The following is a 24541-nucleotide window of genomic DNA, read 5'->3' as shown; positions in this document are numbered from 1 at the left end:
CCCTCCTTTTTATAAAAAGGAGATTAATTCTTTCGATGCATTTTTAATAGATAATCTTATAAGTCCTAAATTAATGTCTTTTTTTGTTAATAGTGCTAGAAAAACTTCTTCCACTCTTTTTATAAATAAATTACCATTATCTGCTTCAAGCATTGCAATTTCAAGGTCTCCTAAATTAGTAGTTGAAAGAATTGATCTTGAATTTCTAAATACTGAGGCGCACAATCCTGATATTGCTTCAGGATCTATATTTGAATCAACTAAACTGTTTATAAGAAGTCCATCAGCCTCAACAATCATTACTCCAATTACTCCAGGTAGTGATTTTAATTTTTTTAAAATCTCTTCCATTTCTCCTCCTTAAAAATTAAAAATTTTTCCAAAATTTATTGAAAATTCAATTAAATCTAATCCATCAACTCTTCCATCCATTGTAAAATCACAAAAATCTTTGTAATCAGTATCACCAAAACGAGACCCAAAAGATTTTGAAAATTCAATTAAATCAACACCGTCCACCTTTCCGTCATCATTTAAATCATATTTTGAAAATTTCTTTTTTAAAATAAAAATTTTGTTTGACTCAATAATATCATAATAAATTTTATCATCTACAACAATACCCCTTAAAATTATATTTGTTTCTCCAGGGTTTTTACCAAAAAAGATCATTGAAAAAAGATCCTTATCTAAAATTTTATCTATTTTAAACATTATCTTATTTTCATCAATAAATGAATAGTTAAAGGAGTTTTTGCTTTCAATTTTAAAAAGTTTTATTAGATCTTTATTAAATTCAATTAAACCTTTAATTGTATTGAAATTGTTAGTAATTTTAAAATCAACTTTAAATATTTGATTTTCTTTTGTTATTATGCTATTTGTTTTTATCAATTTATTTTCAGTCTTTAAATTTATTTCTGGTGGACCAAAGATATTGAAAACATATATATTTGCAAAACTTTCTTCTACTTGAATTGGGCTTATAAATTTTTCAAAATAGATCTCCTTTGCTTTAGCAAGTGAAAATGAAACAGAATTTCCATCTTTTACATAATCTGAAAATGAATACATTAAACTTTGTAACCATCCTCCATTAAATCCATTCCACCCTATACCATAATATGCTGTATCTGTTGAGGCAATAACCGACACAGCATAATCTTTTATAAATGAATATGCAAGAGAATTTTCTATTCCCTTCATATTATCACAAGAGCCCATAAAAATAATAGATGGATAATCTTTATTAAATGAAATTAAGGAATCTATATCAACAAACTTAATCTCTCTTCCTTCACTATCTTCAAAAATCCCATTTTGATTTAAATCTTCTAACCAAATTTTTCTAAATGTTGAATTAATATAACCATGACCTTGCCATAAAAGTATGGCAGGCTTTAAATCATTTTGATATAATATTAAATTTTCATAAGAGAGTGAAATATCTGAGGCTACAGATTTTTTAATACCCTCTTTTTCTGAAAGAAGAATCGATGAGAAACCATTAATTTTATATATTTCATTAAAAATTGTTTTTAATGATTCTGCCCCATCTGTAAAAGGAAAAAGAGTCGTTTCAAAATTCCAAATTGCACCAGCCATAAGAATGTTCTTTTTGTTGTTTAAAGTTTCAAAGAGTAGAGTTCTATCAAGAACCTTTTTAACAAAATTTATTTCACTTGATGGTATTCTTCCAACCATAATTTCAGAATAAAAGTCGATTTTGTCTTCAATAGGTTCTCCTTGTCTTCCATCTTTGTCTAAATCAATATCACTTGTTAATTCACTATAAAAAAAATCTGTTAAAACAGATTGGTTTTTATATGGATACACTTTAAAATAAGGAATAACATTGCTTTCTCCAATAAGTAAAAGATATTTTATGTTAAGGCTTTTGTAATTTTCTTTTAAATAATTTCTTATATTTATTTTTACATCGCCATTTAAAAAATCTTCAAGAGGTTTATATATTACATTGAAGCCATCTTGAGATCTTTTTTTGATAAAAAAGTCAATAGCATCTTTTAAATTACTTTTACCAATAATTACATATGTTTCGGGTTGGAAGGTTTTTTTATAAAAATAAGGAGCATATTTTCTTTTAAAATATATTTTTATATCAAAACTCTTTAATATAAAACTTTCTTTTGTTGTTTCATTATATATAAAAGGATAATATTTAAATAATAAAAATTTTTCCTCACCTTTTTTAAAATTTCCAACAAAAATTACATTTTCCTTAGGTAAAAAAGAAAATATTTTCTCAACAAGAATGCTATTTCCATATTTAATGTCAAGTTTTAATTTTAGGTCCACTTTTTTAATCTCTTTGTATAAAATTTTAAAACTTGATAACTCTAAATTACTTTCATAGTAAATTTTAATGTTTTTATAAAAAAGACCAACAAGATCTTTTTCAAATTCTCCATCTATGTTAACTAAAATTGAATTTTGGGAAATAATTTTAAAATTTTCATTAAATGAACAGATTTTTTCTATTTCTTGAGAAAAAGTTATTTTTGGTAAAAGTAAAAAGAAAAGTATAGTTATTAAAAATATTTTATTCTTTAACAAGTTTTAGAAATTCCTCCTCATTTATTATTTTTAAATTAAGTGCTTTTGCTTTTTCAAACTTTGAACCTGGGTCTTTACCAACAACAACAAAATCAATATTTTTTGAAACAGAAGAAGCAACCTCTCCTCCTAAGGATTTGACAAGATCTTCTGCTTCTTTTCTTGACATACTTTCGAGAGCGCCTGTAAACACAAATCTCAATCCCTTAAATTTTCCTTCTTTTTCTTCTTTAATCTCACTTGTTTTAACTCCTGCTTTTTTAAGTTTTTCAATGAGTTCTCTATTTTTTTCTTCTTTAAAGAAAGAGTATAAACTTTGAGCAATTTCAGGTCCAATTCCTTCAATTTCCATATAATCTTCGGGTTTAAGATTAAAGAAATCTTCAATATTTTTATATTTTTTTGTCAATATTTGTGCTATATGCTTACCTACATGAAAAATTCCTAAACCATAGAGAAGTCTGGAGAGTGGTCTATCTTTTGATGCTTCAATATTTCTTAAAATTTTATTTGCAAGAGTTGGCCCCATCCTTTCTAATTTAATTAATTCATCATATTTTAAATAATAAAGATCTGCTATATCTTTAACAAGACCTTTGTCAACCAGTTGATTAACAAGAGATTCTCCAATATTTTCGATATCCATTGCATCTCTTGATACAAAGTGAATTATTCTTCCTTTTATTTGTGCAGGACAAGATGCATTTGTACATCTATAATCAACTTCTTGAGGTAATCTTACAACTTCTCCTCCACAAACAGGACAACTTTTTGGAAACTCAAAAACTATTTCATTACCAGTTCTCTTCTCTTTTAAAACTCTTACAACTTCTGGTATTACAGAACCAGCCTTTCTAACAATTACATGATCTTTAATTTTTACATCTAATCTTTTTATTTCATCTTCATTATGAAGAGTTGCTCTCGATACAGTAGAGCCAGAAACAAAAACTGGTTGAAGAATAGCAACAGGGGTTAATTTACCTGTTCTTCCAACTTGAACAATTATATCTTCAACAATTGTCTCTTTTTCCTCTGCTGGAAATTTATAAGCAATTGCCCATCTTGGTGCATGAGTTGTTGTACCAAGGACTTCATGTAAATCCAATTTATTCACTTTTATAACTGTTCCATCCATATCAAAAGGATATTCATCCTTTTTTTCTTGATACCATAAACATTTTTCAATCACCTTTTCTATCCCTTTGCAAACCTCATAGTCAGGTGGTACAATGAATTTTTTATCTTTTAAATATTTTAAAACTTCATCTTGTGTATTGAAGTTTATACCTTCTGCTTTTGCTATATAATATGCAAAAAAGTGTAACTTTCTTTCTTTTGTTATTTTAGGATCAAGTTGTCTTACAGAACCTGACGCTGCATTTCTTGGATTAGCAAAAAGAGGTTCTCCTCTTTTTTCTCTTTCAAGATTCAACTCCTCAAAATCTTTTTTAAACATTACAACTTCGCCTCTGACTTCTAATAATTTTGGTGGATTTTCAATATAAATTGGAATTGTTTTTATTGTTAGCAAGTTTTGAGTTACATCTTCACCTTCGATTCCATTTCCTCTTGTTGCCCCTCTTTTTAATTCTCCATTTTCATATATTAGTGTGATGCTTAAACCATCAAATTTAGGTTCAACTGTATATTCAATCTCAATATCTCCAATAATTCTTTTAATTCTTTTTTCAAAATTTATTAAATCTTCTTCATTGAATGCATTATCAAGTGATAACATAGGAACTTCATGTTTTACTGTTTTAAACTCTTTTAAAGGAGGAGCACCGACTCTCATTGTTGGTGAAGTTTCTGATTTAAACTCAGGATATTTTTCTTCAAGTTCAACAAGTTCTCTAAACAATTTATCATATTCTTCATCAGAAATTTCTGGAGAATCAAGAACATAGTATCTATAATTGTGATATTCAATTAATTTTCTTAATTCTTCTATCTTTCTTTTAATCTTTTCTTTTTCTTCCATCTTTTTACCCCTCCTTTCTTTTAATAGTTACTTTAACTTTTTCTGGAATTATTTTTATAATATTAAAACCTTCTTTGTTGGATATAATCTCAACTTCAATCTCATAAACTCCCTCATCTAAATTAATAACAGAAATTGTTCCTAAAAAATCAGATGAACCTAAATCTTTAATAATTGATTCAAAACCATAAACTTCAATTTTTATGGTTTGAGGGTCTAATATGTAATCAAAATAATCATTTTTATTAATTATATCCAATTTAATGTTATTTATTAATTTAGATATTTTTCTCTCAACAATAATCTGAATTGTAACTAAATTTTCTTCTTTTAATTCCACATCTTGAGGAATTATAACTTTTGTAGTAAATATTTTTGACTCTTTTAAATTTGTTATATTTATTTCTTGGGTTGAGAGTGAATCAATTTTATTTAAAACCTCAACTTTACCAAGAATAGTCATTATTGAGGGTTTTAGAGAAACTCTCACTATTCCATAATCACCAGAAAGTTCACCTATAAATTTTGGTATAATTGGTACAACTTTTGTTGATAAAATTGTTTTCACTTTTATATCAACTTTTATGATAGATGGTTCAATTGATAAATTTTTTATTAAATTACCAAGTCCGTCTTTCACATTTGGAATAATTGTTAAAGTTACATCTGAGTTTATAGTTGATAAATCAATTGTAATTGATACATCCCTTATAGTTTCTATCTTCTTTGATGGACCTGTTATTTTAAGTGTTTTTGGAAAAACTTCAGGTTCATCTATTATAAGTCCTGGTTTCAATGTTCCTATAAATTCAACTCTAATATTTTTTTCTATTGTAATTAATCTATCAAGATAAACATTAACTCTTGAAGGATAAATTTCTGTTACTTTGAAAAAGGAAGGAATATCTACATTTACAGGCAAATTATGTGCACCTTCTTCAAGGTTTGATAGGTCAACATAAGCAATAATGTTGCTTTCTCTTAATGTAGAGATTCTCTGTTTTGAGCCAACAACTTTGATTTCAATCTTTCCAAATCCTTCAAGGATTGTAAGATCTTGAGGCATATTTCTATATGTTAGATCAACAAGAAAAACTCTTTCACTTTCAGGTCCTTCACCCAAACTTACATATAACCAAAACCCAAATGCAAGTAGAAATGATATAAGAAAAATTGTTATTTTATTTCTCTCCAACTTTTATTTTCCCTCCTTTTTCTTTCTTTAAAAGAAGAATTAACATTCCTCTTAATTCAAGTACAGATAGATACCTTGTTATTTTTCCTTCAATTGCAATTGAAATTATACCAGTTTCTTCTGAAACAATAATTGAAATTGCATCAGTTACCTCTGTTATTCCAACTCCTGCTCTATGTCTTGTTCCTAACTCTTTTTCAAGTGCTTCATTTTCTGAAAGTGGGAGAAGACATCTTGCTGCAACTATTTTGTCTTCCTCAATAACAATGGCTCCATCATGAAGGGGTGAATTTGGATAAAAAATTGTTGATATAAGTTCTGATGTAACATTTGAATTTATTGGGATACCTGTCTCAATTACTTCATTTAAATTATCCTTTCTTTTTATTACAATTAATGCACCAATTTTATTTAAAGATAAATATTTTATTGATTTTACAATTTCATCAATTATTTTAATTGGATTTACTTCAGTGCCAGTAAAAAAATCAAATGATTCACCAAATATTTTTCTTCTACCAAGAGAACCCATAAATTTTCTTATTTCTGGTTGAAATAAAACAATAATTATAATAGGTAACATGCTACCAATTGATAAAATTCCTCTTAAAACATAATTTAATGCTATTAGACCAAGCATACTTGAAATTCTAGATGCGATTAAAACAAAAACAAAAAATATTACTAAACCCTGTATTAATTGCCAAACTCTTGTTTTTTGAAGTGCTGAAATTATAAAATATAAAATAATTGTAATAATTAAAATATCAAATAAACTTACCAAATAGTTCCATATACTGAAACCTTTAAAAAACTCTATCAAATAGTTTAACATCCTTAATTAATTCTAAATCTTTTTGCTTTTTATTTCAACATAAATTATAATAAAAATATGAAACTTATTTTATTTGATCTAGATAAAACCCTACTTGATATAAATTTTGATGAATTTCTAAAATCTTATTTTGCACTACTTATACCAAAACTTGTAAGAGTTTTAAAAGATAAAGATCCATTAAAAATACTTCAAGTATCAGTTGATTATATGATTTATGAAAAAAATGGTGAGTTAAATGTTGATAAATTTTATAAAAAATTTGTTGAACTTTCTCAGGTTGATCGAAAGATTTTAAAAGAAGTTTTTTTAGATTTTTATATTAATGATTTTCCAAAACTTAAAATTTATGGAAAACCAAGAGAAGGTGGCAGAGAAACAGTTTTAAATTTAATTAAAATGGGATATAAAGTAGTTATTGCTACAAATTCAATTTTTCCTGAAATTGCAATAATGCAAAGAATAGAATGGGCAAATTTGAGTGACATAAACTTTTCTTTAGTTACAACAATGGAAAATATGCATTATGCAAAACCAAATGTTGAGTATTATATTGAAATTCTTGAGAAACTAAATTCAAAACCAGAAGATTCAATTATGATTGGGGATGACTTAGAAATGGATATATTACCAGCAAAAAAATTAGGTATTAAAACAGTTCATTTTGGAGTTGATATAAAAGAAATAAAAGAAATTATAAATTTAATATCCAACAATTAATCGATCTCCAAGAAATTGTGGCAAATTATTTTTTATAATTTTATCTCTTGTTATTTCTGAAGGATAATTTATTCTCTTAAATTTAATTTTATTTTCTTTTTTAAAATAGATAAGGTAAGATGAAAGAGGGTTAAAGTCTCTTGGCTGACCAACACTTCCAGGATTTATAATGTAGAATCTATCTTTTAAAATTGTAAATTCTCCTCCATAAGTAAATGGAATAAATTTTTTTTCATATAAATCAAAAACTCCTGCTCTGTGAGTATGTCCTATAAATAAAATATTTCTTTTCATAAAACTCTTTTCAAGAAGAGCCTCATCAATATTTGTTATATATTTAAAGAAATCAGATAATGCCCCGTGAACAATTTCAAATGTGTCAAATTTAAGAAAATATGGAAGATTTTTTAAAAAAAGTTTATCTTTTTCATCTAAAACTTTTCTTTGCCATTTCAATGCATCAATTGCATAGGAATTAAAATCAAAGGTTATAGATTCATCAATTAGACCTTCATCATGATTTCCTCTAATAATATACTCAGCGTTATCTTTTATTATTTCAATTGCTTCATGTGGATTTGGTCCATAACCAACTATATCACCCAAGCAAATTATGTTTTTAATATCTTCTTTTTTAATATCTTCTAAAACAGCATTAAGTGCTTCAATGTTAGCATGAATATCTGAAATGATTGCTATTCTATCATCTTCCATAAGAATTTTTCAATCTCCTTTCCATTTTCATTTAGTTTTATTGAAATGAAATCTTTTCCTCCTCCTTTTATATTAAAACTATCTTTTAGTTTACTTAAAATGATATCATAATTCAAGTTTTTAATTTCATTTAGAAATATTACACCAAAATTTTTATTATATAAATATACAAAATTGGCTCCATTTTTAATAAATTCCTTTCCAAGATATATAAGATCTTCTTGATCTAAAAATTCAATGCTTTCAAAAACTTTTTTATTAATTTTTGTTTTCAAGTAGATCTTTAAAAACTCTTCTTTAACACTTTTAAGTTTTTTATAATTTTCTTCTTTCTCATCCTTTAATTTAAATATAAAGTTATCAAGTTCTTCAATTCCTACATTGTTTTCTTTTGATATTTTTCTTAAAATGGAATCCTTTTTTAAAAAATCATAATATGCTCTGAATCCAGTTTTAAAATAAATTCTTAAATTATTCCCTTTTATTTTTTCAATTTTTGTTATTTTAAAAATGAGGATGTCTTTAGTATTATCAACATGAGTTCCTCCACACATGGTTATATCAAAGTTTTCTATTTCAACTATTCTTATCTTTTTTTCTCTTATTTCCTCCTCTTTTCTTAATTTATAATTTTTCAATTCACTTTCATCAATAAAATATTTTTTTACCTCTCTTCCTTCATCAATAATTTTCATAACACTTAATTCAATTTTTTCTAATTCTTCGTCTTTAAAATTAAAATAGGGTATATCTATTGTTGAATACTCATCTCCCATGTGAAAACTTAAGGTTTCTAAATTATATAAATTTAAGAGAATTCTTGAAAGAATATGTTGAGCAGTGTGCTCCCTGGAAATTTCTAATCTTCTCTCTTTATCTATTTTACAAATAACTTCATTTTCCTCAGGGATTTCATATAAAAAATGAAGAATTTTACCATTAATTTCCTTAACAAGAAGAACCTCTTTTCCATCAATTTGACCCCTATCTCCAAGTTGCCCACCTTTTCCATCTGGATAAAACTCCGTATTATCAAGAATAACAAAATATTTATCATTCTCTTTGCCTTTCTCAACAATTTTTGCCCTAAAGTTAAGGTTTTCCATTAAAACCTCTTGGTGCGGAAGGAGGGATTTGAACCCTCACGGGATAACCCACTGGAACCTGAATCCAGCGCGTCTGCCATTCCGCCACTTCCGCAAATCAATTAAAATTATAATTCAAAAGTCTCTTCTTTTATAACTCTTCCCTCGCCAAAAATTTTAACAAATTCTTCTAAGTTTTCAGTATGAACTGGCAAAATAAACTCAGGATTAATTTCATTTATCATCCAAATAATATCATCAAAGGATGCGTGACCCGAAGAGTGATAATCTCCAGAAAAAATTGGCTTATCACCATTTATTTCTACTCCAAAGATTTTTAAATTAAAATATTTTAACCAATTAAAGAGTCTTTTTATATCAATTTCCTGTTCTTCTGTGTATGCTTCACTTGTTGAATATATGTATGCTCCATCGTTTATTTCTAAATCAATTAAATTAACAAAATCGTAAAAACTATAACAGATAATAAAATCTCCAAGGTTATCATTAATAATTTTAGGAGTAACAATTTTATTTTTATACTTTTCTTTTAACTCTCTAAGATATTTTCTATCATCACTTTTTTTCTCATGAATAATTAAAATATGATCATCATCAATTAAATTAAAATGATCTTTTAATAGATCAAGAAGTAAAGCATCTTTGTATGTTATTAAAAGATATCTTTTTGTTTCTTTTGCAATATTTAAAAAGGTCTCTAACCTTTCAATATTTCTTGGACCAAAATCTGAAATAACAACCTTTCCTTTAAAATCATTTATAACTTTTAAAGAACTTTTGAAAACGTCTTCTTCTTTTTTGTTCCCTTTTTCACTTCGCACTCTTGTTCCTTCTGTTATTAAAATTGTTGGTTTCAATTTTTTTAATTCATTAACAAATAAATAAGAATATTTTGAATTTTTTCCATGAAATCTTATATCTCCTGTATATGCAATTCCAATTCCATTCATTTCAATAAAAAAACCAAGGGAGCCTAAAATAGAGTGATCTGTTTTAAAAGATATAAATTTAATATTGTCTAATTTATTTTCATACTTTTCATCGCAAATTTCAATAAAATTTCTATTTTTCTCCTCGATTTCATTAAAATCACCATCCTTCTTTTTCTTTTTATTACTTAAAGATACTTTTTCACCAAAATCTTCATTCCAATATCTTTTTTTAACTAATGTGAATTGTGTAAAGAGTTCTGGATTAATAACTTCAATTGCTTCTAAAAATTTTTTTGTTATTGATGATGTTATAATTGGAATATTTTCTTTAATTAAAGATATAAATCCACTATGATCAAGATGTGCATGCGATAAAAAAACCCCTGAAAGATTAATAACTCTTTTCTCTTCATTTAAATATGGAGGAAATATATCTTCTCTATAGATATTATTTATTTTTGGAATCAAATTTAGTTTCCATAAATCATAAATACCAGTTAAAGTTCTTGGAGACAAAAACTCTTCAAAATACAATGAATATGTTTTAAAATTTTTTCCAAAATCAAGAAAAAATGAAAATTCCTTATCACCTATTAAAATTTTTGTCCCACCTATTGTATTTTTCCCATCTAAAACTTCAATTTTTATCATTTATTTGAAAGTCTTCATTTATAACTTCAAAAAATTTATCTACAACATTTTCATCAAAAAGAACACCCCTGTTTGTTTTTATGTAATCAAGGGCTTCTTCTATTGAATGTGCAGGTCTATATGGTTTATGTGATATCATAGCATGAAAAACTTCTGCAACTCCAATTATTTTTGCTTCAATCATAATTTCTTCTCCCTTTAACCCTTTTGGATATCCACTTCCATTTACTCTTTCATGATGTTGAAGTATTATTTCTGGAATTTGTATTGGAAAATTTAAATCTTTTAAATATTCGTAACCATAATATGTGTGTTGCTTTACCCATTCATATTCAACATCTCTTAATTTAAATGGTTTATTTAAAATTTCTATCGCAATAGAAATTTTTCCTATATCATGAATAAGTGCTGCTATATATAACATATCAAGTCTTTCTTCATCAAAACCCAGGTTTTTCCCAATTTCATATGAAAGTTTTGCAACCGTCTCTCCATGGCCTTTTGTGCTTGGATCTCTTAATTCAACAATTTTTGTTATTCCTCTTGCTAAATTTAAAAGTGAGTCTTTTATTCTATTTTCATAATTTATTGTTCTAAGTCCAACTAGGATATCACTTGTTACTTCTTTTAGATAATCCATTTCCTCTTTATCAAAAAAGCTTCTTTTATTAGAAAATAAAACAAATACTCCAACTCTTCCTTTTTCATCTGAAATAGGAATTGAAACCACAGAAATATTTTTATGGTTATTTATTTCAAATTTTTTAATTTCTCCACTATAATATGGTTCAAAAAGTTCTATTTCTTTTGAAGTTAAAATTTCTTTAATTAAATTTTCTTCTTTAAAATTTGAATAAGTTTTAATTTCATTATCTTCTAAAATTTTTATAAATGAACCAATTATATTTGGTTGAATTGTAACTAAATTGATAATTTCTTGTAAAAGTTCATTTTTATTTTTAATTCTTAAAAGAAGTTGATTAATACCTCTTATTATTCCTTGTAAAGTTACAAGAGTATTTAATTTTTCTTCATTTTTTTCCTTTCCTGTGAATACTTCATCGATTAAATTTGTTAAAATTTGAACCTCTTCTTTTATTCTCTCTTTCAAATTCATTTTGTTAATAATAGTGCCGAAGGAGGGAGTTGAACCCTCATGGGGTTTACCCCCAGTAGATTTTGAGTCTACCGCGTCTTCCAGTTCCGCCACTTCGGCAGAGTTTATAATAATATAATTATTATATAATTTAATTATAATATGAAATTCTTTGATTTTTCAAATTTTCACGAATCTATTTCTAAGATAAAAAGTAGAAATGAAATTGTTCAAAAGATAAAAGAATTATTTTTGAATATTGAATATGAAAGGATTCCGCTTTTTATAGAACTTTCACTTGGAAAATTTGAAAATTTTTCGAAAAAAGATTTAAATATTGGAATAAGTACCATTTATGAGACTATAAAAACTTTATTTCCATATTGTAAATTAAGTGGCTTTTCTAATGCTGAAGATTTTGGTGAGTGGATAAAATTAATATTTATTCAAAATAATAAAAATGAAGCATCAAAATTTGAATTAGAAGATATTTACACAGAAATTTTAAAATTTAAAGAATTAAAAGGGGAAGGGGTGAAAAGAGAAAGAGTTGAGAGATTAAAATCAATTTATGAAAAACTTTCATATATTGAAGCAAAATATTTCACAAAAATAGTTTTAAAAGAGATAAGAGGTGGTATTAAAGAGGGTTTATTTAAAAAGGCTCTTTCTCTTTATTTTAATATAGATGATAAAAAATTTCAGGAACTCTTTTTGAAATCTGGAAGTTTTAGAAAATTTTTTGAAAATTATAAAAAGGGTGATATAAAAATTGAACCATTAAGACCAATTCCTATGATGCTTGCTGAAAAGGTGGATTCAGTTAAAGACATATTTAATGAAGGTGATTTTTTCTCTTTTGAATATAAATACGATGGTATAAGAGTTCAGATACATAAAGATAAAGAAAAGATAAAAATTTTTTCAAGAAACCTAAATGATATAACAGAATATTTGATAGATTTAGTTAATAAAATAAAAGAAAACTTCTCTTCTTATGAAAATTTAATTTTAGAAGGAGAGTTAGTTGGATTTAAAGAAAGTGGAGAAATTGTTCCATTTCAAGATCTAATGAGTGTTATTTTTAAAAAGAGAAAAGAAAATTTATTAGATTTAAGAGTTTTTCTTTTTGATATTCTTTTTCTAAATAACAAAGATTTAACTTTAACCCCTTATTTCAAAAGGATGGAGATTCTCGATAAAGTAAAAGGAAATTTTGAGAGGGTAAAATATATAATACCAAAAGATATTGATGAGGGCGAAAATTTTTATGAAAAATCAATAAGAGATGGATTTGAAGGGATAGTGGCAAAAAGATTATCAAGTGTTTATCAAAGTGGAAGAAGGGGAAAACTTTGGTTTAAGTTAAAAAAAGTTGAAACTCTTGATCTTGTTATTCTTAAAGCATTTTGGGGCTATGGAAGAAGATTGAATTGGCTTTCGGATTACATGCTTTATTGTCTTTCAGAAGATAAAAAAAGTTTTCTTCCTCTAGGAAAAACATTTAAAGGTTTAACAGATGAAGAATTTGAAGAGATGACAAAAAAGTTAATTGAAATAAAGATAGAAGATATTGATGGTGGAGTAGTAGTTAAGCCAGAAATTGTAGTTGAGGTTGGCTTTGAAGATATTCAGAAAAGTAAAAAATATGAAAGTGGGTTTGCTTTGAGATTTGCAAGAATTTTAAGAATAAGAGAAGATAAATCTCCAATGGACATAAATACAATAGAAGATATTAAAAGAATTTATAATAAACTTCATATTTTATGATTATATAAATTTAGGATGAATTTTAATAAAGACGAGATATTTTGACCTTTTATAAAAAGAAAAGATTGATATAATTACATAAGGCATCTTATCACTCTAAAAATTTAAGATATAATTTATTTATGATTATTGGAATTGGAATAGATATTGTTAATATTAAAAGATTTAAAAAAATTGTAGAAAATAATAGAGAGATATTGAAAAGAATTTTTACTGAAAATGAATTAAATTTATTTGAAAGTTATAGGGAAAAATATATTCATCTTGCAGGTAGATTTTCTCTTAAAGAAGCAATTATAAAAGCAGGAAAAGATTATTTGAAAATTAAGAGTTTCAAAGATATTGAAATTTTAAAAGATGAAATGGATAAACCAATTATTATAAAACCCAAAGGCAAAATTTTTATATCTTTATCTCATGATGGAGATTATGTTGTATCTGTAGTTGTAATTGAAGAATAATTTACATTCCTTTTTCTCTTAGTCTTCTTATTATAAATGAAGCAACATCAATTCCTTTTGTGCCTCTTCCAAAAGTTGCGTCAATTCCTACTTCTTTTGCAGTATCTTGAGAAAGTTGTGTTCCCCCACCAATAATTATAAGTTTGTCTCTTACACCCTTTTCAATAGCAGTATCATTTAATTTTTTTAAGTTAATTTTATGAACATTTCCGTGAGTTACTGTTGTTGATGCAAGAATTACCTTTGCTCCAACTTCAATTGCAGCATTAACAACTTTTTCTGGCGGAACGCTTGTTCCAAGATATGTTACCTGAAAACCCCATTTTTCAATTCCACCATGCTTAATATCAATTATCTCTTTAAGTCCTACATTATGTTCATCTTCTCCTAAGGTTGCAGCAACACATTTAATACCACCTCTTTTTTTGATTTCATATGTTATCTCTTCATCTTTAAGTGGCAAAATTTTTTCTGGAATTTTAATTTCGCTTTCTTTGATAAAAAATGGAACTTCACCTTTTATTTCAATATAACTACCTTCTGCTGGATGTAGAACTTGTTGATGTATAACTTCTACATTCAAAAGTCCTAACCTTTTTCCAATCTCAATTGCAGCATAGGGTGCTTTTTCTTTATCAATTGGCAAAAACATTGAAACGAGAATTACTCCATCATTTTTCCATTGAACTTCTGGTTTAAACATTCCTTCTTTTTCATAAGGTTCAATTTTTTTTAGTCTTACTTCAACATTATCTTCTGGATCAAGTTCATCTATATAAACTATTTTTTCTCTTTTACAAAAAGTACAACCATCAATTAAATCACAAGGTTTGTTTAATCCTTGAGGAAGGTTGTTATATCCAAAATGGTGACAAACTGGAGCAAGATAATCTTTTGCTCTCTTTACAACTGTATGAGCTTCATCTCCTCCATCTTGTGGTCTTTTTATTCCATCTCCAACTCTTTCTGGATAATAACCAGAATCTACAAAAAATCCCTCTTCAAGCGCTTTGAAATATCCACCAACTTCAATTATTTCTTCTAAAAACAAAATTGCTCTTTCAAGAAGTTCTCTTTCCCTTTCTTTTTCATACTCATCTTCATTAATTTTTAAAACCTTCTTTAATCCATCTGCTGCAATTAAAACTTGTTTTGCAGTGTTTACAGCATGAATTGAATTATAATGCCATGGAACATTTCTTCCTTCATCTGGAGTTATTGTTGATTGAATATCAGCAGAAGTTATTCGTGATATTAAAGCATTAAGTGTGTGATTTACTGTTGCTTCTCTTGTGCAAGATTCTACATATTTTGTATTCATTTGTGCTCTAAATCTAAAGCCTTTAAAAACTTTTCTTAATAAATTTGCATAAGGAATATCCAATCTTAATGCTGGAAATGGAGCTACATCTGGAGGGACAGTTGAGAGAGCAATATATTCTTTTTTCATCCCAACTTTCAAAGAAAATAGTGAATTTATTGCATGTTGAACTAAGAGTTCAGGCATGACTTTATATCCATATTTTGCAGTTGCATTTGCATTGTGTGCTCCATCAATTTGTAACATATTAAATGCAGCCATTATTTTTTTACTAACTCCTGCATCAACAAAAGATCTTACTGGATTTATGTTTCTATATAGAATGTTGTATTGGGGATCTTGATGAGCCCCATTTACACCTTCTTCAGCAAATAATACTGCAATTTCAGGACCTGCAATTCCAGAAACATATGAGTGTAAATTAATTTCTCTTCCAACCTCTTCTTCAATAAGGTCTAGCGCTTTTCTTGTTGCTCTAATTTGTTTTCTTGTAATAGGAATCCCCCCAACTCCCTCAGGAGTACCTTCAATAAGTCCATCAAAGTGACTTTGACCTAAAGTTCTTATTACCATGATATGATCTGCACCATGCCATGCAGCCATTCTCATTCTTCTTATATCATCTTCAAATCTACCAGATGCAATTTCTACAGTAATAGTTATGTCTGGTTGAGGATCTATATAATCCATCTGTCTACTTGCTGGAAGAGGAATTGAATTTTTAAGTGGTTCACTTGTTTCAAAATAAAGAAGATTTAAAAAATTTTGTTTCTCTATTTTTTTTCTAAATGTCCAACCATATCTTTTTGGTTTGTATTTATCAAGATCTTTTAAAATTTCTCTTATATTAATTTTTTCATTCGGTGATAGCATCTTCCATCCTCCTATAATAATCTAAAATATCATCCCATCCAATTCCATTAGCAAGTTCTCTTCCTGCTTCAAGGTAGTTAATTTTTTTCATTTCACTATATAGAAGAACTATTCTTCCTGCTCCATGTGATAAAAGATTATGCTCAACCATATGCTTAACAATATTTTTCGCCTCAATACTTGAAAATCCCATTCTAAGTAAAACACTTCTCTCAATCGAAGGCGAAGTGTGGGTATAAGAAAGTTCAACAAGGGGATTAACTATTTTTTCTGTTAATTTCCAAAAATAGTCAATTAACTCTTCCTCACTCATATTTTTAAGATGTTCTCTTCTTTTCTCAAAATCGTCTTCTCTAACCATAAATTTTTACTCCTTTCTCATATAGATATCTTTCAACAAAATCACTATCTTTTTCATTTATCTCTTCTTTTAGAAACTTAAGATCTTCTTTTGTTATTTCATTTATATCTTTTAAAGCATTTTTAAGGTAAGATTTTTTAATTTCTTCTAAATCAACTTTTTCATATCTAAGTTCACTTACATCTTCTGGGATAACAATTTTTTTACCTGGAACATTTTGTTCTGGGTTTCCTTTAACAATCTCAATTCCCATTTTTTTAGCAAAAGTAAGTTGTGCAAAAGGATGTTTTCCAGCCCCAGTATACTCAGTTTCTTGAACAACAATTATTTTATCTTCGGGTAATTCCCTTGCAAGCGGAATTGCTGCTGCAAGAGATGTGTTTCCTGCAGGTCCTCTTTCAAGTCCCTCAATTTGAGCGAGAAGAATAGTTGTATAAAAAACTTCACCTTGAGAAACAATTAAATAATCATCTATATATCTTAAAGGTCGTGCGGCATTTCTTGGAACATCTGTTCTATCTGGTTTAACCATAAATGGGACACCAAAACCTGTGTGACCAGTTGTAAAAGATTTTCTATTAAAATCTCTATCACTTGCCATATGTAATCCTCTTAAATCAACTGATACTCCAATCACTTTTGTATCTTTTGCACCACCTAAAATAAGTCCTCTTTTTGTTCCAGTAACATTTCCACCACCTGCATGAGTTACAAGAACATAATCTGGGTATTTTCCATATCTTTCTTTAACTTCTAAAGCAATTTCATAACCTAAAGTTTCAATACCTTTAATTGCATAAGGAGTATAAAGCGAGGCATTAAAATAGCCTGTTTCATTTAAAATAAGAAGAGTCATATAAAATAGTTCAGGACCGACTGTCATTTGCCAAACTTCTGCACCATATGCTTCACATGCTCTGCCTTTTTCAAGAATCTCTGGTTGTCCAATCCACTTTGAATCAAAGACTTCTTGAACTATTATTGCTTTTAAATTCATTTGTGCTGCTTGAGACGCAACTGCTGCACCATAATTTCCACTTGTTTCTGCAACTACTCCTTTAAACCCCATTTTTTTTGCATGAAAAACTGAAAGTGATGCCCTTCTTGCTTTAAATGATCCAGATGCGTTATTTGCTTCATCCTTAAGTAAAATTTTAGCACCATAACCTGGTTTAGATAATTTTTTAACTATTTTATTTATATTCTTTAATTCATAAAGTGGAGTTCCTCCAACTTTAAACTCTTTTTGAATTTTTGAAATTTCATAAATATCATAAGGCACTGAATTAAGAAGTGCATCATAATCAAAAGAGATATTTTTTATTTCAAATTTATCATAATCAAGACCAGCAAGAGATTTTTTCATTATTTCGCTACTTCTTTTAAATAACTCTTCAACCTTTCCCATAAACTACTCCTTAAGATATTTTTCTTTTACTTTTTTTCCAATATCAATAAGTTCTCTAATTGGTTCACCGAAATTATGAATATATTCTTTAGCTAAACCAAGGAGTATCCCTTTTACTCTTCTTCCAATTGGTGTTTCAATCTCTACTTCTTTTCCAATCTCTCCATCAAAGGTGAGATAACCTCTTACCTTTCCTTCATATGGGACTAACTTTGTGTCTTGTGGTAAATTTTCTGCTCGCTCATCTGGTTTTAAAATGGTGATTTTTATTTCAACATAATCTCCTTTTTTAAGAATCATAATCCCTCCATCTCATACCAAATTGAAATTATATTGAATTAAGCAAAATTTGTCAAACTTATATTTTATTCGTATCTTAATGCTTCAACTGGGCTTAAATTTGCTGCTCTTTTTGATGGAAAATATCCTGCTATTAATCCAATTACAACTGCAAAAATTATTGCAAAAAATATTAAATAGAAAGGAGCAAAAACCTTTAATTTAACACCTTGGGTTATAAAGGGGGAGATAATTGTTATAATAGAATTTAAAATAAAAGATAAAATTATACCTCCAATTCCCCCAAAAAATCCAAGAGTAGCAGATTCAATTAAAAACATCCACAATATATCTTTATTTGATGCACCAATTGCTTTCATGATGCCAATTTGTCTTGTTCTTTCATAAATAGACATTGTCATAGTGTTTACTATTCCAACACCTGCAACAATTAGGGAGATTGCAGCGATACCACCTAATATGAATTGTAAGATGCTGAAAACATTTGAAATTGCATTAATTAATGTTTGAATTGAAAAAACAGTAAACCCCATTTCTTCTATTTTTTTGGTTACATAATTAACACTACTAACATCCCTTACTTTTACAATTGCTCTCTGATATCCATTTATTTCAGGATTAATATTTGAATTTGTAATCCACTCTCTTATTGAAATAATTGTATCTATTGGGACATAAACCACGTAATCTTCTTGAGTCCCTTTTTGTTTAAGAACCCCGACTATTTTGAAAGAGTATGTTTTTGTTTCAACTTTTCCATCTTTTATTCTTTGAATAGTGAATTTAAAAATTTTTCCAAATGGATCGAGTTTAACTTCTTTTTCTGTATTTTTATCAAGAAATGTTTCTTCAAATTTTGCTCCAACAATAGCAGAATATTTGTCAACTTTTGTAAAATACCTCCCTTTTTCTAACTCACCAGCTATTTCTTTTATTTTATTTATTTCAATTCCTGTAAAAGTAGAAATACTATAAGCCTTTCCTATTTCAACTTTGATTCCAGAATATTCATATATTGGAGAAACTGCAATAACACCCTCAATTTTTTCAAAATTTTTTAATGCATTTCTATCAATTATTTTTATTTCAGATTGTGTAGATCCTTTACCACTAAAAGGATTCCTTCCACCAAATTTAAAAGAAACTGGATAAATAGTCAAAATTTTTATATCTCCACTATTTTCAATTTGTTCTACAACACTTCTATTTAATGCAATTGATATTGAAATTAATGTTACTATTGCTGCAACACCAATTAAAACGCCCACTGATGTTAAAATTGTTCTTGTTTTAGATCTTCCTAAATTTCTTGAAACAATTGTTATTGTATCTTTTAGTCTCATTATTTAATTATTCCAAAAAGTCTTAATATAAATCTCCATAATTTCTGCCAAAAGGATAATTTTTGAGTTTTATTTTCTAACTGACTCTCTTCATATTCTTCGACAACTATTTTAAATTCTTTTTTAATTTCATGTATTTCATTAGTATCATCCACATATTGAAGAATTATTTCTCCTTTATATTCTCCTTCTCTTTCAATTTTTGTTTCAAATTCATAGGTGTCATAATTTCCACTTTCAAGTGTTCCAATAAATTTATCCCCACCAAAAACTGGTAATCCTTTAAGATACAAAATTACACCTTTAACAGGATAATTTCCTATATTTCCAATTTCGCAAGAAAGAGTAAAAGATTGATTTGTTTTTACCCTTTCAGGGCACAAAAAGTTGAATATTGCAAGAATTTGTTTTCTTAATACAACAACTCCAATTGTTCCGGAAGTTTCATAAGATACTCCATTTATATCCTCATATTTTATTGAAAGAGAAAGATTGTATGTTTTTGATTCTGCATCTGGTGATACAAAAAATTTAATTTTATAACTGATTGAATTACCACCTAAAATTAAATTTGTTTTATTAATATTTGTGGAATAAATAGGTGAAAATGGATAAAGTGAGTTTGAATTTTCTAATTTATCAATTTTATGAGTGATGTTATATGCATTTTCTTTTGAAATGTTTGTAATTGTATAATCTATTTCAACAATATCTCCGGGATTAACAATATTAGGGTTTACTTTATAATTTGACAATATTAAATTCAAACTTTTTTGTGGCTCGATTTTTTTAACTACTATACCAATTTTTTGTGAGTCAGAAAAATTTTCACTATTTTCATAAGTTATATTAATAATTAAATTATAGGGTCCCTCTTTTGCCTCTGATGATACAGAAAAGTTGACTTCTACATTTTTTCTTTCATTTTCCTTTAAATCTCCGATAAAAATAGTGTTACTTGTATTTAAAATTGTAAATGGATATAGATCGCCCGACACGCCAACTCCACTAAATTGAATTTTTACATTCCTAGCGACCTCTCCTCCATTATTTAAAAGTGTGAGATTTAATTTAAAATTAGTTCCAATTCCTATTAGTTTAGGCTCTGTTGAAACATTTTCAATTAAAACTATAGGTTTTGTTAATTTTTCTTTTTCTCCTATAAAAATATTTATTCTTTCATTTTTTGTGTAACTCCTTAAAGATTTATCTTTGTAGTCTATCAAAATAATTATTGTATAATTTTTACTTTGAGCATCTTTATCGACTTTTAGTTCAAATATTACATATTTTTTTTCATTTTCTTTAATTTCTTCTAAATATTGACTACCTGATCCTTTAAATATAGAAAATGGGTATAAAGATGTATTATTCTCTAAATTTTGTAGTGTTATTTTTATATCTTTTGCACTAAGATTTCCTCTATTTTCAATTATAAGATTCAATTTGAAGGTTGTGTTTGGTTTTATACTTTCAGGATCAAATGAGTAGTTAGAAAGAATTAAATCTGGAGCATCTGATGATATTAAAATTCCGACTGATTTTGCGTTTGAGTAAATTTTATTTTTTTCATCTTCGTAAGTTATATTAAAAACAATGTTGTATAACTTTGATTCTATCTTTTTGTCAACTATAAAATTAAATTTTATTTCCGTCTCTTCATTAATATTTAAATAATTAATTATTTTTACTCCTTCCCCATGCAAAGAAAAATATTTTAAAGAACCCTCCCCTTCAATGTTTGAAGGGTATATTTTTATCTTCTTAGCAAGAAGATTGCCATCATTTTTAATTTTTAAATTTAATTCAAATGTATCTCCTGGTAAAATTCTTTCAGGAACTACTTTAGAACTTATAATATCAACATTTGCTTTATCCCTTTTTTCAACTACATTTATTCCTACAATTTCTTGATTACTATAAAATAATCTTGCTTCATCTTCATAATTCATTTGAACTTCAAGATTGTAGAGTCCAGTTTTTATATTTTCATCTACATTAAAGGAAAATTTTATACTCGATCTTTCTCCCTTTTGAATTCTATTTAAATAAATCACATTTCCAGATTCTTTTGGAGAAAAATAAAGAAGTGCAGTACTACCCTCAACTCTTTTTATTTCAACTTTTATATTTTTTGCATCTTTGCCTCCAATATTCTCTATATTTAAATTTAAATCAAAAGTTCCACCACCTTCAACAGGAATTGGAGAGTAAGTAAAGAGTTTAATTGTTAAAAGTGGTCTATTTTCAATGGAAGGTGGTGAAACACTTACACCTATTATCTCCTCACTTAAATATGTCTTATTACTCTCATCTCTCCATGAAATAGTTACTACTAATCTATATAAACCAGTTTGGGCATTCTTATCAACTTCAAAAGAAAATTCAACTTTTATTTCTTTATTTGCGTCTAATTCCTCAATTTTTCTTGTAGTTGTTTTGTTTTTTGGGTAAAAAATGTAAAGATCATTTCTGTTTTCTATTCTTTTTATCTCTATTGTTATAGATTTTGCTTTATCTTTTAAACTATTATTTTTAATATTCATACTTAATGTGAATTCACAACCAGGATAAACCTCTTTTGGGTTTATACTATACCCCTCTATTTCAATTTGTGGCTCACCAAAAGAAAATTTAATAAAAGAGAAAATTAGAAAAATTGTTAAAATTGATAATAAAATTTTTTTCATTTCATATCCTCCTTAACTCTTCTATTGATTCAATCAATCCATCTTTTATATGAATTATTTTATTTGCATATTCAGCCACCTCTCTTGCATGTGTTACAATTATTACTGTTTTTTTGAAATTTTTGTTTATATTTACAAACTCTTCCATAATACTTTCACCAGTTTTTGAATCAAGATTTCCTGTTGGTTCATCTGCAAGGACAATTTCTGGATCATTAGCTAAGCTTCTTGCAATTGCAACTCTTTGTTGTTCTCCTCCTGAAAGTTCAGTAGGTTTATGATTTAACCTGTCTTCAAGTTTAAATTTTGTTAAAAGTGAAATTGCCTTTTCCCTTCTTTCTTTTGATTTTTTATTAAAGAAAATCATTGGTAATTCAACATTTTCTAATGCAGTTAAAGTTGGAATAAGATTGTATGATTGAAAAACAAAACCAATATACTTTCTTCTAAAGAATGTAAGATCATTTTCGCTTAATTTAATTAAATTTTTTCCGTTTATAAATATTTCACCTTTTGTAGGCTTCTGAAGACCTCCAAGAACATGGAGAAGAGTTGACTTTCCAGAACCTGATTTTCCCATAATTGCAATAAAATCACCTTTTTCAACTTTTAAATTTATACCCCTTAATGCATAAACAACTACCTTTCCAAGATGATATTCAACAATAAGATTATTGGTTTCGATTATTGTTCCCATTTCAATTTATTATACAACCAAAAAATCATTTTGTTACAAATGTTGAACTATGTTCACCTTTTTATTTGAAACTTATTTTCTAAATTAAAGTTTATAATAATAGGAGGTGAAACAATGAAAAAGATTTTGAATAAAAAAATATTAATAATTACAACAATTGTTTTAATTATTATTGTTGGATTAATTTTATCAAGTTTTCTCTTGTCGAAAGTCGCCACAATTTTTATGTCTATGAGAAATTTAAATTTAACTAAAGAATATAATAAGAGTTTTACAGAATTACAACAAAATTTTTTTGAAAAAACCTCTACCCCGTCTTATGAGAGTGGTTTAAAGTTAATAAAAAGGGGTAACGCAAATATTGAAGTTGAAAAAGATAAGTTTTATGAAACTCTTAATAAATTGATAACTTTAGCATCACAATTCAATGGGAATTTGATTAATTCTCAAATTTACGAAGAAGATGGAAAAAATTCTGGATATCTTACTTTTATGATACCTTCAAAAAATTTTGATAATTTTTTAAATAGACTAAATGAACTTGGAAAGGTTAAAAATTTATCTATATCAACAGAAGATGTTAGTGAAGAATATTTTGATCTCGAGGGGAGACTTAAAATTCTTGAGTCCCAAAGAACCCTTCTTTTATCATGGTTAGAAAAGGCAAAAGATATAAAAGATTTACTCTCAATAAGATCTGAACTACAAAATATAGAAACAGAAATTGAAAAAATAAAAGGGCGAATGAACTATATAAATTATCATAGCGAATATTCTGAGATAAGTGTTTTATTAACAGAAAAAAGTATAGGCGTTCCATTGTGGGAAAAATCTGAAATTTTAAAAAGAATTTTAGATGGTTTGACTTTTGCAATAAAAAGCATAATAAATTCATTATTAATTCTAATTATATTTCTAGCAATAATAGTTCCTTGGGTTCTATTTGGTTATCTTTTATATTTTATAATTAAAAAATATATTGTAAAAAGCACAAAAAATAGTTAAATTTGTTATAATTTAATACAATATGGAAAAAATTGAAATGAAATTAGAGAGAATTGGAAAAATTGCAATGCTTGCTGCTCTATCAGATGATGAAGAAGAAAAGGTAATAAAAGAGAAAGCAGTGAAGATTGGAATAAAATTAGCTGTTACTGTTGTTGCAGGTCTTGCATCAAATGTAAAAGAGCACTTTGTTAAATCAATAATTGGATGTGCTATTCAAAATAACATAGTAGAAAAAAATTCAGTACTTATTCATGGAGTCGTTCATGCTTCTCTTGATGCCCTTCAGGGTATTTTACATCAAGTCCCAGTAGACGCAAGTATAAGAATGAAAGTTGGAATTGCTTCTGATGGCCATTGGATTGCTGTTGCACTTTATGGAGATTCCGCCTTTTATCCTCTTACAAATCACGAGAGGGGTTCTCTTAGTATAATGCATCTTACTAAATAGTATTGACTTTTTTAAAAACTTTTATTATAATTTTTAAAAAGTGATTTTTGT

General features: G+C 27.0%; 21 protein-coding genes and 2 tRNA genes. 5 read left to right on the top strand and 18 right to left on the bottom strand.

The features are described from left to right. Positions 1–9: 9 nt before the first annotated feature. From QMD25_01265 to cdaA, 5 genes are read right to left on the bottom strand one after another with little or no spacing between them, the layout of a single operon-like run. A complete protein-coding gene (locus QMD25_01265; GenBank protein MDI6860631.1) occupies positions 10–351 on the bottom strand; it encodes a roadblock/LC7 domain-containing protein in 342 nt (113 codons plus the stop codon). Between the two features lie 9 nt (positions 352–360). Beyond that, complete coding sequence (locus tag QMD25_01260; GenBank protein MDI6860630.1) at positions 361–2577, bottom strand: C25 family cysteine peptidase; 2217 nt, start codon at positions 2575–2577, stop codon at positions 361–363. Continuing rightward, positions 2564–4561, bottom strand: coding sequence for an NAD-dependent DNA ligase LigA (gene ligA / locus QMD25_01255; protein ID MDI6860629.1), 1998 nt, complete (start codon positions 4559–4561; stop codon positions 2564–2566). The genes QMD25_01260 and ligA overlap by 14 nt, the downstream gene beginning before the upstream one ends. 4 nt (positions 4562–4565) lie before the next feature. Further along, on the bottom strand, positions 4566–5756 hold the full coding sequence (locus QMD25_01250) for a CdaR family protein (protein MDI6860628.1): 1191 nt from the start codon (positions 5754–5756) through the stop codon (positions 4566–4568). Beyond that, positions 5743–6579, bottom strand: coding sequence for a diadenylate cyclase CdaA (gene cdaA, locus QMD25_01245; protein ID MDI6860627.1), 837 nt, complete (start codon positions 6577–6579; stop codon positions 5743–5745). Before cdaA ends, QMD25_01250 begins: the two co-directional genes overlap by 14 nt. 69 nt (positions 6580–6648) lie before the next feature. Between cdaA and QMD25_01240 the strand changes: the two genes are divergently transcribed. Further along, entirely contained in the window at positions 6649–7311 is a 663-nt protein-coding gene (locus QMD25_01240) for an HAD family hydrolase (GenBank protein MDI6860626.1), read from the top strand. Here the strand turns inward: QMD25_01240 and QMD25_01235 are convergent. The 6 genes from QMD25_01235 to QMD25_01210 form a co-directional block, all read right to left on the bottom strand. After that, positions 7294–8025: a metallophosphoesterase family protein gene (locus QMD25_01235; protein ID MDI6860625.1), complete on the bottom strand. Its 732-nt coding sequence runs from the start codon at positions 8023–8025 to the stop codon at positions 7294–7296. The genes QMD25_01240 and QMD25_01235 overlap by 18 nt on opposite strands. Beyond that, positions 8007–9131, bottom strand: a complete 1125-nt coding sequence (locus tag QMD25_01230) for an alanyl-tRNA editing protein (protein ID MDI6860624.1) — start codon at positions 9129–9131, stop codon at positions 8007–8009. The genes QMD25_01235 and QMD25_01230 overlap by 19 nt, the downstream gene beginning before the upstream one ends. Before the next feature lie 10 nt (positions 9132–9141). Beyond that, positions 9142–9225, bottom strand: a tRNA-Leu gene (locus QMD25_01225). A 13-nt stretch (positions 9226–9238) separates the two neighbouring features. Continuing rightward, on the bottom strand, positions 9239–10714 hold the full coding sequence (locus QMD25_01220; GenBank protein ID MDI6860623.1) for a ribonuclease J: 1476 nt from the start codon (positions 10712–10714) through the stop codon (positions 9239–9241). After that, a complete protein-coding gene (locus QMD25_01215; GenBank protein MDI6860622.1) occupies positions 10701–11831 on the bottom strand; it encodes an HD-GYP domain-containing protein in 1131 nt (376 codons plus the stop codon). Before QMD25_01215 ends, QMD25_01220 begins: the two co-directional genes overlap by 14 nt. A gap of 14 nt (positions 11832–11845) precedes the next feature. Continuing rightward, positions 11846–11930, bottom strand: a tRNA-Leu gene (locus QMD25_01210). 42 nt (positions 11931–11972) lie between these two features. Between QMD25_01210 and QMD25_01205 the strand changes: the two genes are divergently transcribed. Then, positions 11973–13580 carry an ATP-dependent DNA ligase gene (locus tag QMD25_01205; GenBank protein MDI6860621.1) on the top strand — a complete coding sequence of 536 codons (1608 nt, stop codon included), beginning with the start codon at positions 11973–11975 and terminating at the stop codon, positions 13578–13580. A gap of 122 nt (positions 13581–13702) precedes the next feature. Further along, complete coding sequence (gene acpS / locus QMD25_01200; GenBank protein MDI6860620.1) at positions 13703–14041, top strand: holo-ACP synthase; 339 nt, start codon at positions 13703–13705, stop codon at positions 14039–14041. A gap of 1 nt (position 14042) precedes the next feature. Here the strand turns inward: acpS and oraE are convergent, their stop codons facing one another. The 7 genes from oraE to QMD25_01165 all read right to left on the bottom strand — a co-directional run bounded on the left by oraE (position 14043) and on the right by QMD25_01165 (position 23034). Next, the gene (oraE, locus tag QMD25_01195; GenBank protein MDI6860619.1) at positions 14043–16235 is read right to left on the bottom strand and encodes a D-ornithine 4,5-aminomutase subunit OraE; all 2193 of its coding nucleotides are present in this window, start codon (positions 16233–16235) and stop codon (positions 14043–14045) included. Then, complete coding sequence (locus QMD25_01190) at positions 16219–16596, bottom strand: ornithine aminomutase subunit alpha (GenBank protein ID MDI6860618.1); 378 nt, start codon at positions 16594–16596, stop codon at positions 16219–16221. Before QMD25_01190 ends, oraE begins: the two co-directional genes overlap by 17 nt. Then, a complete protein-coding gene (gene ortB / locus QMD25_01185) occupies positions 16589–18004 on the bottom strand; it encodes a 2-amino-4-oxopentanoate thiolase subunit OrtB (GenBank protein MDI6860617.1) in 1416 nt (471 codons plus the stop codon). The genes QMD25_01190 and ortB overlap by 8 nt, the downstream gene beginning before the upstream one ends. A 3-nt stretch (positions 18005–18007) precedes the next feature. Then, positions 18008–18301 (bottom strand): 2-amino-4-oxopentanoate thiolase subunit OrtA, encoded by a 294-nt coding sequence (ortA, locus tag QMD25_01180; GenBank protein ID MDI6860616.1) that lies wholly within the window; start codon positions 18299–18301, stop codon positions 18008–18010. Positions 18302–18369: 68 nt separating this feature from the next. After that, positions 18370–19647, bottom strand: coding sequence for an ABC transporter permease (locus tag QMD25_01175; protein ID MDI6860615.1), 1278 nt, complete (start codon positions 19645–19647; stop codon positions 18370–18372). Next, a complete protein-coding gene (locus QMD25_01170) occupies positions 19647–22337 on the bottom strand; it encodes a CARDB domain-containing protein (GenBank protein MDI6860614.1) in 2691 nt (896 codons plus the stop codon). Before QMD25_01170 ends, QMD25_01175 begins: the two co-directional genes overlap by 1 nt. A gap of 1 nt (position 22338) precedes the next feature. Beyond that, positions 22339–23034, bottom strand: coding sequence for an ABC transporter ATP-binding protein (locus tag QMD25_01165; protein MDI6860613.1), 696 nt, complete (start codon positions 23032–23034; stop codon positions 22339–22341). A gap of 114 nt (positions 23035–23148) precedes the next feature. Between QMD25_01165 and QMD25_01160 the strand changes: the two genes are divergently transcribed. Both QMD25_01160 and QMD25_01155 read left to right on the top strand, forming a co-directional pair. Beyond that, the gene (locus tag QMD25_01160) at positions 23149–24039 is read left to right on the top strand and encodes a DUF4349 domain-containing protein (GenBank protein MDI6860612.1); all 891 of its coding nucleotides are present in this window, start codon (positions 23149–23151) and stop codon (positions 24037–24039) included. A gap of 37 nt (positions 24040–24076) precedes the next feature. Beyond that, positions 24077–24490, top strand: a complete 414-nt coding sequence (locus tag QMD25_01155) for a HutP family protein (protein MDI6860611.1) — start codon at positions 24077–24079, stop codon at positions 24488–24490. Positions 24491–24541 lie beyond the last annotated feature (51 nt).

Source organism: Caldisericia bacterium (assembly GCA_030018355.1).
GTDB lineage: Bacteria > Caldisericota > Caldisericia > B22-G15 > B22-G15 > JAAYUH01.
This window is presented reverse-complemented; position numbering and strand designations above follow the sequence as displayed.